16 protein-coding genes are annotated in these 15,775 nt (G+C 39.9%); 5 read left to right on the top strand and 11 right to left on the bottom strand.

Annotated elements, in window-relative coordinates; all coding sequences use genetic code 11:
• The 4 genes from CSV72_RS17055 to CSV72_RS13700 form a co-directional block, all read right to left on the bottom strand.
• On the bottom strand, window positions 1-183 hold a 183-nt coding region (locus tag CSV72_RS17055), incomplete at its 3' end, for a hypothetical protein (protein WP_233191297.1).
• Between the two features lie 396 nt (window positions 184-579).
• A complete protein-coding gene (locus CSV72_RS13685) occupies window positions 580-1,278 on the bottom strand; it encodes a hypothetical protein (protein ID WP_099678817.1) in 699 nt (232 codons plus the stop codon).
• Window positions 1,279-1,693: 415 nt separating this feature from the next.
• Window positions 1,694-2,032: a PepSY domain-containing protein gene (locus CSV72_RS13695; protein ID WP_099678819.1), complete on the bottom strand. Its 339-nt coding sequence runs from the start codon at window positions 2,030-2,032 to the stop codon at window positions 1,694-1,696.
• Window positions 2,033-2,171: 139 nt separating this feature from the next.
• The gene (locus CSV72_RS13700) at window positions 2,172-2,387 is read right to left on the bottom strand and encodes a hypothetical protein (RefSeq protein ID WP_099678820.1); all 216 of its coding nucleotides are present in this window, start codon (window positions 2,385-2,387) and stop codon (window positions 2,172-2,174) included.
• Window positions 2,388-2,819: 432 nt separating this feature from the next.
• Here CSV72_RS13700 and murJ point away from each other — a divergent pair, with 432 nt between their 5' ends.
• Entirely contained in the window at window positions 2,820-4,094 is a 1,275-nt protein-coding gene (gene murJ / locus CSV72_RS13705) for a murein biosynthesis integral membrane protein MurJ (protein ID WP_233191300.1), read from the top strand.
• Window positions 4,095-4,211: 117 nt separating this feature from the next.
• Here the strand turns inward: murJ and CSV72_RS13710 are convergent, their stop codons facing one another.
• The 5 genes from CSV72_RS13710 to CSV72_RS13735 form a co-directional block, all read right to left on the bottom strand.
• Window positions 4,212-4,730: a hypothetical protein gene (locus CSV72_RS13710; protein WP_099678822.1), complete on the bottom strand. Its 519-nt coding sequence runs from the start codon at window positions 4,728-4,730 to the stop codon at window positions 4,212-4,214.
• Between the two features lie 734 nt (window positions 4,731-5,464).
• The gene (locus CSV72_RS13720; RefSeq protein ID WP_099678824.1) at window positions 5,465-5,869 is read right to left on the bottom strand and encodes an HIT family protein; all 405 of its coding nucleotides are present in this window, start codon (window positions 5,867-5,869) and stop codon (window positions 5,465-5,467) included.
• A gap of 113 nt (window positions 5,870-5,982) precedes the next feature.
• A complete protein-coding gene (locus CSV72_RS13725) occupies window positions 5,983-6,276 on the bottom strand; it encodes a hypothetical protein (RefSeq protein WP_099678825.1) in 294 nt (97 codons plus the stop codon).
• 472 nt (window positions 6,277-6,748) lie between these two features.
• Window positions 6,749-7,591 (bottom strand): tyrosine-type recombinase/integrase, encoded by an 843-nt coding sequence (locus tag CSV72_RS13730; RefSeq protein ID WP_099678826.1) that lies wholly within the window; start codon window positions 7,589-7,591, stop codon window positions 6,749-6,751.
• A gap of 102 nt (window positions 7,592-7,693) precedes the next feature.
• Window positions 7,694-7,882, bottom strand: coding sequence for a DUF6440 family protein (locus CSV72_RS13735; RefSeq protein WP_099678827.1), 189 nt, complete (start codon window positions 7,880-7,882; stop codon window positions 7,694-7,696).
• A 182-nt stretch (window positions 7,883-8,064) separates the two neighbouring features.
• On the opposite strand from CSV72_RS13735, the gene CSV72_RS13740 reads away from it, so the two are divergent.
• From CSV72_RS13740 to CSV72_RS13755, 4 genes are all read left to right on the top strand, one after another.
• On the top strand, window positions 8,065-9,543 hold the full coding sequence (locus tag CSV72_RS13740; protein WP_099678828.1) for an S-layer homology domain-containing protein: 1,479 nt from the start codon (window positions 8,065-8,067) through the stop codon (window positions 9,541-9,543).
• A gap of 140 nt (window positions 9,544-9,683) precedes the next feature.
• A complete protein-coding gene (locus CSV72_RS13745; RefSeq protein ID WP_099678829.1) occupies window positions 9,684-10,583 on the top strand; it encodes an ABC transporter ATP-binding protein in 900 nt (299 codons plus the stop codon).
• A gap of 71 nt (window positions 10,584-10,654) precedes the next feature.
• A complete protein-coding gene (locus CSV72_RS13750) occupies window positions 10,655-12,163 on the top strand; it encodes an ABC transporter permease (RefSeq protein ID WP_233191301.1) in 1,509 nt (502 codons plus the stop codon).
• A gap of 163 nt (window positions 12,164-12,326) precedes the next feature.
• Complete coding sequence (locus CSV72_RS13755; protein WP_099678831.1) at window positions 12,327-13,019, top strand: acetate uptake transporter; 693 nt, start codon at window positions 12,327-12,329, stop codon at window positions 13,017-13,019.
• A 99-nt stretch (window positions 13,020-13,118) separates the two neighbouring features.
• On the opposite strand, the gene CSV72_RS13760 is transcribed toward CSV72_RS13755, so the two are convergent.
• The gene (locus CSV72_RS13760; RefSeq protein ID WP_099678832.1) at window positions 13,119-14,879 is read right to left on the bottom strand and encodes a GMC family oxidoreductase; all 1,761 of its coding nucleotides are present in this window, start codon (window positions 14,877-14,879) and stop codon (window positions 13,119-13,121) included.
• Between the two features lie 17 nt (window positions 14,880-14,896).
• Window positions 14,897-15,676 carry a gluconate 2-dehydrogenase subunit 3 family protein gene (locus tag CSV72_RS13765; RefSeq protein WP_099633972.1) on the bottom strand — a complete coding sequence of 260 codons (780 nt, stop codon included), beginning with the start codon at window positions 15,674-15,676 and terminating at the stop codon, window positions 14,897-14,899.
• Between the last annotated feature and the right edge of the window lie 99 nt (window positions 15,677-15,775).

The following is a 15,775-nucleotide window of genomic DNA, read 5'->3' on the forward strand; positions in this document are numbered from 1 at the left end:
AGAAAACATGGTTTCGTCATTCCTATTCTTCGTTGTAAAGTTGAAATTTACATAATAAATTTCCTGTATTTTCATGCCGAAGGCATTTATCACAGAACTTGTCGCGCTGGCCCGATTGCAGAATGAGCCAGATCCATTTTCAAGAATTGCCCCCGATTGCGATATAGATTCAATCTCTTGCAAAGCAATCGAAAAGAACTGTTTATGCCGAGAATTTTTTTGCTATAGGTTCATACCAAAAGGAAATTGGAATAAATGTTATAGGATATAAAATACTGTTCTTGCGATATAGTAGGCTCCTAAAAATATTAACAAAGGTTTTATAAAGTCTTTATTTTCTTTTTTATAAACAACAATTATGGAAATTGAAAGTATAAGAGGTAGCCATACAAACCAAAAAAGAAAATTGTTGAAAATAATTTCCAGAATTTTAATCATCCCTTCGAACATTAGATTAGTTAATAAACACTGTGTTTTGAATTTGCTTATTTAATGCAAGTGTAGTTCATACGTTGGCCCGATTATTGAATCCGCACAAATCCTTTATCCCGCAATCGCACCCGTTAGTTTAACAACACATTATTCATTTGGTTTAAATTCAATTGATTTGGCTTGATACATTTTATCTTTGAATATATACGTAATTTGAATATCACCTATATATCCTCCTGCCGGAGAAATTTGTCCTCCGATTTTTGCAATAAGTTGATTGTCCTTTATTTCAAAATCGATCATATTACCAAAGTATATATCACTAAATAAATTTTCGGATTGAATTCCCAAAGGTTTAATATCAATTGTATATTTCTTGTCACCAATACTAACATTAGCTTTGTTTGGCGTTAACTCGGTTTTTACGTTTTTTAATAATATCGCTATTGGATCATCAACCAGCACCTCAACCGGCATCTCAAACTGTATCTTATCGGATTTTCGCTGTTGTATTTGGAAAACATGAACTTCGCGTTCTAAAACTCCAGTACCTGTACCTTTAGTCAAAATTATGATCAGTTCTTTTTTGCCGTCTCGATTGATATCCTCATAGATAATTTCCGGGGACCAAGCGGGATTTGTAGTGTTCATCCAGTAAGGTTTCGAAAGGATGCTACCTTGAAATTCAATTTTGAAATCTGTATATAATCCATTCATCTTTTTTGCATAAAGGGTAACATCCGCTTTATCAGACTTAGCAATTTCATCATATTCATTTATTGCGTTAGCTTTAGTTAAAACAGCAAAAAGAGAAATAGCAATAATTAAAATAAGAACTCTTTTCATAAGAAAACACCTCGTTTTTTAGTGTTCTCAATAGTTAACTGCTTATTCAACTAAACTGCCCCGTTAGTTGAAGAAGAACAGAGACATTTCTTAAATAATCGCGCCCGATTGTCGGAATTTTTTTCAGGAATTATATCCAAAGGAAACTGCAAATACTAATGCAAATATTGATAAAACAATTATGATCGTGCAAATTATAGTTATTATTACGGTTAAGCTTTTAGGCATATCAGAACGCTTTTTCCAAATAGCTAAAAGTAAAAACAAGTTCACAAATATAAAAAATAGAAAAATAGAAAGAAGCATGTAACGCTCTTTAATTAGAAACCACAAATAATCCATTTCATCTGCTCCTTTCCGATAACTCTTAATTTCACACTTCGAATTGATCGTTGAACAATGAAAATGTAACCTCTTAATTTAACGGTCCATATAAATCAATAAAATCCCCAGTATAAGCATCTATAACAACAGTTGGTTTACTACCATCATATTTTATTGTTACTTCCCATTGCTTTCTATTTGTTAAATCGTTCCAGAACCCACTCTTTTTATTTAGAGATACACTAACATTTTCCATTGGGATTTCCTTTAAATCAACATAAGATATTGACTTTCTCCACTCCTTTGGTGGATTTTGCAAATGTTTTTCTGCACTGACTATCGCATCATTTGTACTCATAATAGGTGACTGATATATGTATAAAAAAACCATTGCCATAACAACAACTAATCCTAATAATATCCTTTTCAAATGGACACCTCCCTCTACAAATATTCTTTAAAAGTTAATTAACCCCTTCTTGTAGTAAACTGGCCCTATTACTGAAAAGAGGCAGATTCTTTATACTAGAATCGAGACCGATTATAGATGAATACAAAATTAAAATATATCATTTCTCAAAATAATCATCGCCATCATCAGTAGTGGGAATACCCATCATCCATCTGATTTTCGGAACCATCTCGTTCAAATCACAACAGTGGGCTATCGGATCAGACCTCTCGTATACACAAGACATTTCCTCGCACGCTGCTAAGATATATTCCCACTCTTCCGCATGAAGAGTAAGTGTAAATTCTTTGTCTGGTACTTTTCTTAAAGCCATTGCTTTTAAGTCCCTCCTGTCAAACACAAAATAACAATCCCACTTATCATATCTTGTGGCTCGAAAAAGGCACAATCTTTAATTCCGGAATTGCGCCCGATTGCCGCATGTATTAAACTACCTTAGTTTAATACGTATGATAATAAAGGAATACTTCTCTTTACATAACTGTGTAACGACGATTGAAATTCATTATTATATTCATAGTCGTCTTTTTATTTTAATTATATGTGGTCTACAGATTGATACCTCCGATTGCCGAAACTTATTTTACCGTTTTGAAGGATTTTACATTTCATGTAAGACAACTCTGATATAATCTATGGAACAGTTGTGCTTAAAACATTGCATAGTCTCCGTTTGATAAATTACTACGGAATCATTTTTGCATTTAGTTCCGTGAAGAAGGGTCAGATTGTATCAATGAGTAAAATGATGAAGATTATTGGGGCCGTTGCGATCATTAATATACTGGCCAGGTTATTTGGTTTTATTAGAGAGATAGCTATAACGAATGAGTATGGTACGTCGAATACTGCTGATGCAATTGCAAACGCATACTCAATTCCAAACTTTATTTACCTCGTTGTTGGTGGTGGATTAACGACGGCATTTATATCCGTGTATCATTCGACAAGATCAGATAAAACTATGTATGTTCGAAAGTCACTTACGACCATTCTTATGACAGCAGTTTTCGTCACCGTTACATTAATCATCTTTGTAGATCCCACTTTGAAACTATTTTTCAAGACTCAGAGTGCAGAGGAGTATGAATTGTTACGCAATCTATACCTTTGGATGATGCCATCTTCAATTATTCTTGTCTTATCAACGTGGATGAGTGGAGTGCTAAATACAAACGGTAAATACAATCTATCCAGTTTTTCAATTCTTTTGTATAATGTCGCTTTCGTTGGAATAGCTGTCTTTTTAACCAGTTATTTCGGTCCCGAATCATATGGAATAGGTGCATTGTGTAGTGCACTGTTGATGGGTGGATTTCTTTATGTTGGATTTCGAAAATCGAAACTATATTCATTAAAACTATCTTTTGGCATGTCTGAAGATGTTAAGAGGTTATGGGTTATAGCCTTGCCTATATTGTTTGGTGGAGCTTCTTTACAGTTCTATATTCTTATTCATAGGATTGTGTCTGGCTGGTTTGGAGAAGGAGTAACTACCGCAGTTAATATTGCTTCAAAATCGACTGGACTTCCGCAGGCAATCTTGATGACTGCAGTAACGACCGTAATTTATCCTCTCCTTAGTAAAAAAGAAGGTGAGGGTGACAATGAGACGATCCGAACTCTTTATAAAAAAGGTTTGCTTTATCTACTCGCTCTACTCGTACCAGTAACAGCTATCGCATATTTATTTGCAGAGCCGCTAATCAGTCTTGTTTTTGAACGTGAAGAATTTACTAGTAAGTCAGTCTTGCTTACGGTGCCGATATTCCGTGCATTTTCGCTCTCAATGTTTTTCCTCGCTGCGAATACATTTATCACTCGATTCTACTATGCAAAGGCAAACTCAATGGTGCCTGTAATATTTAGTGTAATTAGTGTCTTCGGCATCAATTTAGCAGTTATCTATCTGATGATGGACTCATTTGGCGCTTCCGCGATTGCTTATGGTACGGCTATTAGTGCTGCTGCGAACTTTCTGATGCTTGTTGTCTATGCAAGGATGAAATGGAATTTATAAATAGTACCAAGTTATATTATATTTTAATTAATGAATAAAGAATTCCACTATATTATAATGAATCAGTTAATGAAAAGGGGGCAAATTCGTCTACGAGAATTGCACCCTTTTGATGAACTATTTAGTTGAAAGTTCTTCTACAGTTGACGTTGATATAGTTTGCTCTCTATTTTTTCCGTTTACGCTATAATGGATTTTCAACTGCCTATTAGTATTTTTATTTACGTTACTTAATTTCACTTTCAGAATAAGACGTCCTTCTTCTTTGACCTCATATCCTTGAATATTTTGTTTTCCACCTATAGTATCTTCGGGATAAACTCCAATGGCTTTATTTGGACGTCCACCGTAAAACTCGTAAGAGATACCCTCAGTATCTGGTATCTCTGCGTCGCCAATCACTATCTTAATGGAGTCAATAACAGCAGGTTGGCTTCCGGTCCATTCAATAGGCACGACCAAGAAGTAAGAGTTATCTGGAGGGAAATCATCATAGGACATACTGCCAACTGTAAACCTACCTTCATTTAGATCTCCTGCCTCAGTATTCGAACAGGCAGCGAACATTATTCCAGTAAGTAGAAACATAAAGCTAATGAATGACACCCTGAATACTTTTACATTTCTATTTGACATGGAATTTCCCTCTCTATGTTTAATTACGCAATTCATTTCCGTGAATATTCATTTTTCATTACAGATCATCTTCTCTAACCCATCAATTTGGCTCTATTATAATACAACCCTAATTCAGTCTTAAGCGTGCCCGATTGAAGCACAAATCTTATGCAAGAAACACATCCGTTAAATTAACCATGGCTAGTAAACCAAATCAAGGACTCAAACCATATGCAAGATTAAAAATACTAAATAAAAAAAATAATACTATTACACTAAGCAATATAGCTTTTATAAAATAAGTCCAACGATTTTTTTCCATCGGCTTTATATTTTGAATTATTGCATATAAACAAAGAATCGCGATTGGTATGATAAAAGCAAAACTAAACCCGTATGCCCAATTACTATTCACATCCCAGCCCTCTGGTATGACAGGTCCGTCATACATATTGTATTTCTTGTGAATACGATGATAACCATAGATAAATACGAAAGTAATAATAAGATAATAAGATGTCACCAATATTTTCATCCATTTATTATACAGAGCTTTTCCACTGAACAATAAGTACATAACAATTAATAAAATGATAATCACTACAAGGAAAATGGTTAACCCTCCAATCCTTTCAAACAATCTTATTTACTGTTTTTTTGCAAAAGTGGCCCGATTACTTCAAACAGGTGCAATTCTTTCTTCAAGAAACGCATCCGAATGCGGTACTACGATTTATCAATAACCAAATATATTAAGAATCTAGTCTTTGATTATTGGGATTCTTAAACATATATCTAATACCCCTACCTGCAAGTGGTTCATCTTCATATCTTGGTAACACGTGAAAATGCGAGTGGAATATATGCTGCCCCCCAACTTCACCACAATTCCAACCAATGTTATATCCCTGCGGTTGGTATTTTTCATCTAAGTATCTTTTCACATCTTGAAGAAGTGTGTATGTAGCATTCCATTCCTCAAGCGTTAAGTCAAAGGCTGTTTCCCTATGTTTCCTTGGTACAATTATTCCTGCACCTTCAAGTTGAATACCTTCCTGGTTGGCTTGGTCTAACTGTAAAAACATACAAAATTCATTGCCCATAATTACGTTTTGGGTTGGTTCTAATTCTGGATAGCAAAATAAACAATCTTTCATTTCTAATCTCCCCAGACTAGTATTTTTCACACTTTCTTACTTCGCAAAATGGCCCTATTGTTGAACGGTTGTGTTCCATAAACGCACCCGTTTGAAGAAGTGACTTATACAAGTTATCCTCCAAACCCAAATAAAGCCATTAGCAATAGTGGTAAAGCTAAACTAATCATAAAGAGAATTATTACTGCAAAACCCAAATATTTGAGTTTTCCTTTCTCCATTTTGAATGCCCGAATACCTAAAATAATACCGCCTATCATAAGGGCAATTCCAGAGAAAAAGAATGTTCCTATAACGACCTTTTCTAATAAAGTTGGGTTTTCAGATATAAGATAACTTATCCTAAATGCAATTACACCTACCATACTTAAAACAAGTGACCATTTACTGTTCTTTTGTGAAGCCAATATTTTCACCCCTCACAACCTAATTGATTCATAGTAATGCTTTTCTTATAACTTTAAATGGCCCGTTTATGGAACATCATCATAAACCCAAACCCACAGAAACAAATAAGCAACTACTTATTAAGATTATTTCTATCGCTATGGATTTGATGTTTCAATTCGTGCTTTTTGTATCTGTATATATTTTACAATACTACTCAAAATTTCATGCTATTTCAATGCCTTTTCAAAGTCCTTTAATAAATAATAGTTCAGCATCGTTCTGAACATGCCATTTGTGCAAGTGGAAGAAGTCTTTTTCAGGAATCATGACTTTATGATACCAGCGTAACAAACGACCAAATACACAAATTCATATTTTAAAGACCCCCTTACAAATTCCGTGAGGGGGGTCTTTAAATGGATGTATACTGTTTTCGTATCGTTCTTAGGATTGACGAATAGTCATAAGTATCTTTACAGTTGATCCACATTAAAAATACTTACTATACAAGTCATGGCGTAGTTTCCCGCTCAAGTGCGCATAAATTCGTGTAGTTTCACTTTTTTCGTGTCCAAGTAAACTTTGGATTACTTCAAGCGGGGCACCGTTGTTAATCAGATGCGTAGCATAACTATGCCGCAACTGGTGAGGGTGTATGCATTTATTAATACCTGAGCGTTTCGATACACGCTTGAGAGTATAACGCAGTGTATCGATGCTCATACGTTTCTTCGGATTCCGCTCGGTGACGAATAGGCAGGGGTCTTGATCGTCGCGTTCTTCTAAATATCGTTTTAGCCAAATCGCACACCGTACATTGAAATACACTTCGCGTTCTTTGTCACCTTTACCGAGCACGATGACCGAGTTGCCGATGAAATCGATATCTTGCCGATTGAGTGTAGCTACTTCTCCTATACGGCAACCGGTTGAAAAGAAAAACTCGAACAAGGCTTTCTCCATCGTGGTGTCGCAGGCTTCGCGTAAATGTTCTATTTCATGTTTGGAAAGGAACTTTGGGATGCGTTGACCCATTTTAGGCTCTTTTAATTTAGACGCTGGATTTTTCGCCATAAATCCTTCTTCATGTGTCCATTTGAATAATGATCGGATGAATCGAACACGGTGTCCGAGACTTGAAGGCTTTAAGTGACTGCCGCTTTCAATCAGATAGGTTTTTAGTTCATCCGTTGTGATATCTTCCATGGATACATCACCGATAAATCGTTTCAACATGGCACATTGATAACTGTACATTTTTAGTGTCAAAGGAGAATATCCCTCAATGCGTTTATCTGCTTCATATTTAGTCCAAGCTTCGCAAATCAACATCCTATTCACACTCCTATATTGACAATCTAGTAGTAGCCAGTATGTCCGCTTGAAAGAATCTTATTCATTGAGAAACAGATAGAGTGTGGATGTCTACATAGTTTAGCGACCCGATCGTAAATACTCTTCATCCACGAGTGGTTTTCCATTCGCGTCGACGAGGACTGTCATTCCAAGACCGTAATCTTGTGCTCTGGACATATAAAGCACGCCTGTTTCATTGTCACGGATTACTTTGAATTGCTGCAGTTTGCCTTGTTTCTCGATTATTTCAAAACGTTTCGTATTCATACTAGGAACCTCCTTTGTATTAGTATTACTATACCGCGTGGTGTTTGATTATTCAAAAAAGGTTGATTTCTAATAAGTAGTGCATTTCTCCAGAAGGAGATCAATTCAAAAAGTTTTGAAACTATCTCTGTATTTCTACGTCTGTACGTTATATTACTAGATTATGGAGAGGATGAAGTCGAATGAAGAATAAAATGATAGCGTTACTTGGGGTGATTTTGCTAGTATGCGGTTTTCCTTTATCAAGCGCTGCTGCAGACAAAACGAGATTTCCGGACGTTCCAGATTCGAAGCATTTTGCGGAAGCGGTGAATGAGTTGGCGTCACGCAATATAATTGGAGGCTATCCAGACGGAACATTTCGTCCGAGCGAATCAATCACGAGAGGGCAGGCGGCTGCTATTATCGTGAAGTTGACGAAACTTGAGACTACGAACGTAAAAGATCCGAAATTCAAAGACGTTTCGACTGCAAATGGTTACTATAAGGCGATTGCGGCATTAGCGCAAAAAGGTGTCATCAATGGCTATGGTGACGGACGATTCGGACCGAACGATTCGATTACACGTGCGCAAATGGCTTCAATCATTATCAAAGCGTTCGAATTGCCGCTGTATCGTGATCCGGATTATGGATTTAAAGATGTTGTGCATAAAAACGGCCACAGAGATGGAATTTATAGTCTGTATCAACTTGGGCTGACAACAGGTACGTCTCCAACGACATTCAGCCCAAATGCTTCGATTACAAGAGGTCAAGCAGCAAAGTTACTGAAAGCAGCAGAAGATGTAAAGCCAGGGATTCTGACGATGCATGCGAAAGATTTTAAATGGAAAAGATTCAACGATGTCAGCAAAACGAACTCGGATATATTTGATATTGTGGGAGACAGTGAAATACCGAGTCAAGTGAATTTGAAAACGATGATTCATATTGTGCCGAAGAAAGAAGGAACCGCTACACTTACCTTTTCAGGAGTAGCTTCATCCGATACAGATGATAAAAACTACAGAAAGTACTATGTGCATGTCAAAAAGGTCAATGGTGCATGGGATATTTCATTGGAAGAGACAACTGATATCTATTCGACACCAGCAGAACTATGGATGCATTATGAAAGAAGAGAAAACAACGAAGCGTTCATAGATGCAGAGTCGATTTCTCTTTCTACAGAGGAAGGGGATCTGGTGAATGAACGTGTCAAATTTGAGCGATGCGAAAATGATACGCTTCAATATTGTCATGTGATCTATTTTGATCAGCCAGGAAAATTCATTGCGACGGTCAAGTATGAGGATGGCAAAGTTATGCGTTATTACGTTACGTCTACTGAGCACAAAGATCAATTTTATTATTACACGCATATCACCCCGATCAAGCCGAATGAAGTGTTGCAGATTTGGGATGGCGCTCTTCTTGGTCAGCATGTGCTGCCTAAGGGAAGTGAGGAAATTGCGACCGTGTCGCGAGATCCGGGGACGAATGTGTTCCGTATTACGCCAAAGAAAACAGGAGAATTCTTTGTGGACTTCCCGGATAGTAAGGTAGTACCAGGTAGTCATAGGATTTACTACGGTATTACGGTCCGAGTGAGTAAATTGGGGCCTTATCTACACGTGTATGCGGCTGTTAGTGAAGAAGATGATATGGTGTTTGATTAATTGGATAAGTAGTAGGAAAGCAGGCATGCATCGCGTGTCTGTTTTTTGGTGCAACTAAATGAAATGTCTTCAGTATGATCGTCATATGCTACACTACAATCAACAACAAGCTCTGACTCAAACTAAGGGAGGGCATGCAGATGAATGTGATTGAGATGAAGCAAGTGACGAAAACTTTCGGTAAGCATCAGGCGTTAGATGGACTGGATTTGACAGTGAAGAACGGCGAAGTGTTCGGTTTCATTGGACCGAATGGGGCAGGGAAGTCGACAGCGATTCGAGTTCTGCTTGGTATGCTTCGTGCTACTGAGGGAACGGCAACGATTTTCGGCAAGGATGTATGGAGAGACGCGGTGGAAATTCATCGACGTGTTGCGTATGTGCCGGGCGACGTGAATTTATGGCCGCAGCTAACTGGTGGCGAAGTGATTGATTTATTCGCTAGTCTACAAGGGAATGTTCATGAACAAAGGCGTGAAGAGTTACTGGCACGTTTTCAGCTGGATCCGACGAAGAAGTGCCGAACGTATTCGAAAGGAAATCGGCAGAAAGTTGCTTTGGTGGCGGCATTTGCCTCTGATGCGGAATTATTTCTGTTAGATGAACCGACGTCTGGACTCGATCCTTTAATGGAAAAAGTGTTTCAGCAATGTGTGGCAGAAGTGAAAGCGGAAGGGAAGACGGTGTTGCTATCGAGCCATATTTTGTCAGAAGTCGAGAGGCTATGCGATCGCGTGGGTATCATCCGGCAAGGGCGTCTGATCGAGTGCGGTACGTTGAATGAACTTCGGCATTTGACACGAATGCAGCTGACAGTGGAGACGAGAACTCCAATTGAGGCGCTCGCTTCGTGGCAAGGTGTCCATGATGTAGTACCGACAGAAACCGGCTGGACATTTCATGCGGATGCAGAGGAAATGGAAGCGATTATGCACAAGCTAAGCGAGCACGGTATACGGAAGATCGAAAGTGCTCCGCCTACGCTTGAGGATCTATTCATGCAGCATTATGAAGAAGCCGCGGAAGGTAGGGACGTGTGATGAAGGGGGCCTCATTTGCAGGTGTTCTCCGTTTATCCCGATTCATGATCCGGCAAGATCGCATGCGTTATATGTGGTGGCTAGTGGGAATCACCGCCATGACGCTTGTCGTACCGCCTGCGTTCCATGAATTATATCCGACTGAGCAAGATCGTAATTTAATGGCGGAAACGATGAAAAATCCCGCGATGGAGGCAATGGTAGGACCTGGAGATCTGGCAAATTACACGCTCGGCGCCATGGTCTCCCATCAAATGCTGTTGATGACCGCCATCGCAGTCGCCATTATGAATATTTTATTGATGGTGCGCCATACGCGGGCAGAGGAAGAAGAGGGGCAGGCGGAATTACTACGTTCATTGCCGATTGCTCGACATTCGCAACTAACGGCTTCGATGCTTACGCTATTCGGTGTCAATTTGCTACTCGCGTTGTTAATCGGTGTCGGATTATATAGTCTTTCATTCGACAGTATGGGATTAGCTGGATCACTTATTTACGGCGCATCGCTTGGTGCGATCGGCTTGTTTTTTGCAGGGGTGACAGCAGTTTGCTCGCAACTCTCGGAAAGTTCGCGGGGGGCAGTCGGTCTGTCGTTTACCGTGATGATCGGCTGTTATGTATTGCGATCAATTACCGAGTGGATTCCACCGTTTGGCTGGCTTACGCAAGTTCAGCCGTACAGCGACAATAACTGGTTGCCGGTAGGGGGATTAGTTATCACAAGTCTTGTATGGTTCGCGTTAGCAATCATTCTGCAGGGCAAACGCGATATTGGCTCAGGCTTTCTTCCGTCCAGAAGCGGTCGTGCACATGCTTCGATTTTGTTGCGTCATCCGATTGGACTCGCGTGGCGACTACAAAGAACCGCGTTCATTTCATGGTCAATCGGCATGCTAGTACTCGGGTTGTCTTACGGTTCCGTTCTCGGCGATTTGGATTCGTTCTTTCAAGACAACGACATGCTCGCTGCGATGATTGTGGCGGATGAAAACAGTTCATTGACTACTCAGTTTCTGCCGATGCTAATGGCGGTACTTGCGTTTATCAGTACGATTCCCGCATTGCTTTCCATTCATAAAGTAGTAGGCGAAGAGCGGAAATCACGCGTAGATCATTTGCTAGGTCGCGCGGTTTCAAGAAACAAGTTACTAGTTTCCTATTTGGTATTGGCGTTGTGCACTGGATTTGCGATGCTGAGCTTCTCGGCACTCGGTTTATGGTTAGCTGGCACCACATCTATGGAAGATCCCTTCGCGTTCTTAACCGTATGGCAAGCTAGTATCGTTCACTTTCCAGCGGTGGTCGTGATGATTGCGATTAGCATGTGTTTGATAGGGATCGCACAAAAGGCGACGGGATTCATTTGGCTCTATTTATTTTACGGATTCCTTACGCAGTATTTAGGGGGTTTGTTCCAGTTTCCTGGATGGATGGAAAAGCTTTCGCCATTCGGCTATGTTTCCAAGTTGCCAATTGAGGACATGAACTGGCTGCATGCGAGTGGATTGGTGGCAGTGGCTGTTGTTTTGCTTATCCTTGGTATCAATCAATTTACTAAACGAGATATAGAAGGTTAGGAATTTGTCTGCTAATCATGAAATTTACTTCCAATTTTGACTAATTCAGCACAAATCGATCAAAACATTAATTTTATTGAAAGGAATTATGAAAAACTGATTTCCTGAAATAGTAATTAGTGCTAGTATGAGTGAGGTTTGGTTGGATTTACAGGAGGTTGTCATGAGTATACATCAAAATCAAGAAACAAAAATAGTTAACGCAGATCCTTCTGCAATAGGACTGTTCGGTTTGGCGATGGTAACACTCGTTGCGTCGTCACAAAAATTGGGCATCACGACAGATGTTTCTTTTGTTATCCCTTGGGCGATACTGCTCGGTGGTTTCGCTCAATTATTTGCTTGCGTGATCGATACGAAGCGTAATAACACATTTGGTGCTACGGCATTCGGTGCATACGGACTTTTCTGGCTTGCGGTTGCTGCCTCTTGGATGATGCAACGAGGGATCTTCGGAGAAACACTGGCGGCAGGAGTGGATCCGCATCAATTAGGTTTCGCATTCGTCGGCTATCTGATTCTCACTCTATTTTTGACGATCGGTGCGATGGAAACACATAAGGTCTTATTCTCTATATTTTTCTTCATCAACTTTCTGTTTATCGGCTTGGCGCTCGATAGCTTTGGCTTATTCGGTGCATTTCCTCAGCAATTGGCGGCCTACTCAGAAATGATTATTTCATTGCTGTCGTTCTACGGAGCGGGGGCAGCAGTTCTGAACGAACATTTCGGCAGAGAATTCATACCGGTAGGAAAGCCATTTGGTATCTTCAAGAAATCGGATGAAGCGAAGGCAACATCTGCACGTCCTGTGAAAACAGGTAAAGACTTCAAAGTGAAAAACACGTTTAGCTAATGAATACCCAACCAGACACCAGTAAATCAATACATGATATATGATCCACACAAAAAGCATCTACGTTTACGCAGATGCTTTTTGTGTGGATTTTCTATATTAAACCGTTTCTTTACTTGTCTTACTTTCGACTAGTAAACCGCCGTTGCCCTTAAGGTAGTTAATCATACCTTCTGCAGCGCGGTAAGCAAATGCACCAATGGTTTCAGTTGGATTGGAGTTACCGAAGTGTGGGAATGAAGAGCCGCCGACAACAAATACGTTTTCCATATCCCATACTTGTGAGTACGTGTTAACAGCTGACGTTTCTGGATCTTCACCCATAATAACACCGCCAGCTGCGTGTGTATTGACGCTTGTAGAAGTCATTTCTATATCATCAGGTACAGGTGGAGTGTTGACAATATCTGCTCCCATTGCTTCCGCGATTTCTGCACATTTTTCCGCAATCATTTTTGCCATATTGCGTTCTTGATCCGTAAACTTCGCTGTTATTCTTAGAAGTGGATCACCGTATATGTCTTTATACGTTGGATCCAAGTCCAGATAATTATGTGTATGTGGCATTGTGCCTTGCATCCCACCAATATTTAAATAACGGTGCGCATAATGAACGGATTTTTCTTTAAACTCTTTACCCCAATACGGCGTGCCTTGGGGAACACGGTTATTGGCAATGGCTGCAGCACCGTCTTGGAAAATACTGATGTTAAATCCATGAAGGAAGTCTGTATCCGTATTATCGATATGGTCACCATTGAAATCATCAATTACAGAACCTAATGCACCAGCTCCTGCAAATGTATTGAATTTCTTTTCTTCAAAATAGGCAGTAGCTGAGTTCCCACCGACTCCTGTGTAGTGGGACGTGAAGCTCTTACCGATTACGCCTTTTCCAGTTTCGGGATTGTATGGCTCGCCGATTCCAGATAACATCATTAAACGATTGTTTCCTGAGAAGAAGGCAGCCGACACAACCAAATCTGCCGGTTGTTCAAATTCTTCAAGAGTAAGTGGATCTACGTATAATACGCCTGTCGCTTTTTTACCATCATGCAGAATTCGTTTTACGTGCGCGTTGTTACGTAATTCGAAGTTCCCTGTTTTTTGTGCTGTCTTCAGAACCGTTACGATCGGGTCGGCTTTAGCAGCAAAGTCACAGCCGTACATGGAACAAAATGCACAAAATACACACGCATTGATCGTTTCGCCATCTGGATTGACATATTGTTGTGAGATCGTTGCAGCGGGCATACGGAATGGATGGTAGCCTAGTTTCTCCGTAGCTTCTGTAAACAATCGAATAGCAGGTGATTCTTTCATTGGCGGATTTGGATAGGCATCAGAACGTGGCGGTCCTAGAGGATTCACTTCACCAGAAATTCCAGCCGTTTTTTCCCACTTATCATAGTAGGGTTCCATATCATCGTACGTAACACCCCAGTCTTGTACGATCATATCTTTTGGAATACGCTCTTCACCATATTTTTCAATGATTTTAGTGCGAATTTCAAAATCAAATGGAAGCCAACGATACGACCAGCCTGACCAGTGAACCGATGTGCCGCCTGTACCTTCGTCATAAATCGGGTAGCCATTATGTTTACGCATCGGAATCGCGTCATCTCCGACATTATTTCTGAAAGTCATAGTTTGTTTCGTTAAGTCTTGCGCTAATTCATGACGCTTTGTATAACGAAGTTCATCTTTTGAACCAATGAAATCTTTCGTGCTTCGCTCTTTACCTCGCTCTAAACAGACGACTTTATAGCCCGCTTTACTCAGTTCAGCGGAAGCTATTCCTCCAGCCCAACCACTTCCAATGACGACTACGTCCACTTTATCTAGTTTTTCAGCCATGTAAGTAACCCCTTATATTACGATTTTTGTTGATAACTTGTTAGACTCATTGGATCTCGTTGAACGAACTCATCTTTTTCAATGATATCAGCGTAGGAAGGTACAGCCCCTGGGAACTCTTGCATTTTCCAGCCAGCCATATTGCGATTACCACCGTAAAGTGGATCAGAATAAGCGCCTTCCATCGTCAGTTCACGAAGCAATCCGAAGAAACCAGCAGAACTCACGCCACGTAATTTCACTTTAGAACTCTCAAAGTCTTGCATAATCTCAATTTGCTGATCTTCTTCAGCTTTATCAAATGTAACGTCGAAACGTTTTTTACTTTCGTCATTCATTTTCCGAAGTCCCGTCACCATAATCTGGCCTCTGTTCAAACTCGATTGATCAACCGGTGGATCTACAACTGTAAATGGACCTTGTCTGTAATCGGTTCCATTTATCCCCCAAATGCCCGCCATTTGTTTGTCAATAAAATACGGAACCCCTAATTCAATTGCTCCTGGACCACTTGCACCTTCTGGTAGTATGCGTTCAGTAGCTTGTTCAAGAACAACAAAGTCCTCGTATCTTTCAAAGAACATGCGCGCTTGTGTAGGCTCTGCTGTTTTCTTCTCCTCTTTTACCGGCGTACTATTCTCTGATTTAAATTGGTTAGTTAATAGTCCGCCAAGTAAAGAACCACCTGCAACTCCTCCGACGATCATACCGGAATTTTTCATAAATCGACGACGACTAGTATCCGGTGCTTGTGAAGCTTTGGATTCGCCTGGCTTCAACCCTTTTTCATCGGCCATTTTCCATCCCCCTAGTTTTAAAATGATAATTAGACAATTTGACAATACTATCCAATACACTGACGTTTGTCAATGGAACGGGTTAGAAATTAATTGCGA

The organism is Sporosarcina sp. P20a (genome assembly GCF_002743175.1).
Lineage (GTDB): Bacteria > Bacillota > Bacilli > Bacillales_A > Planococcaceae > Sporosarcina.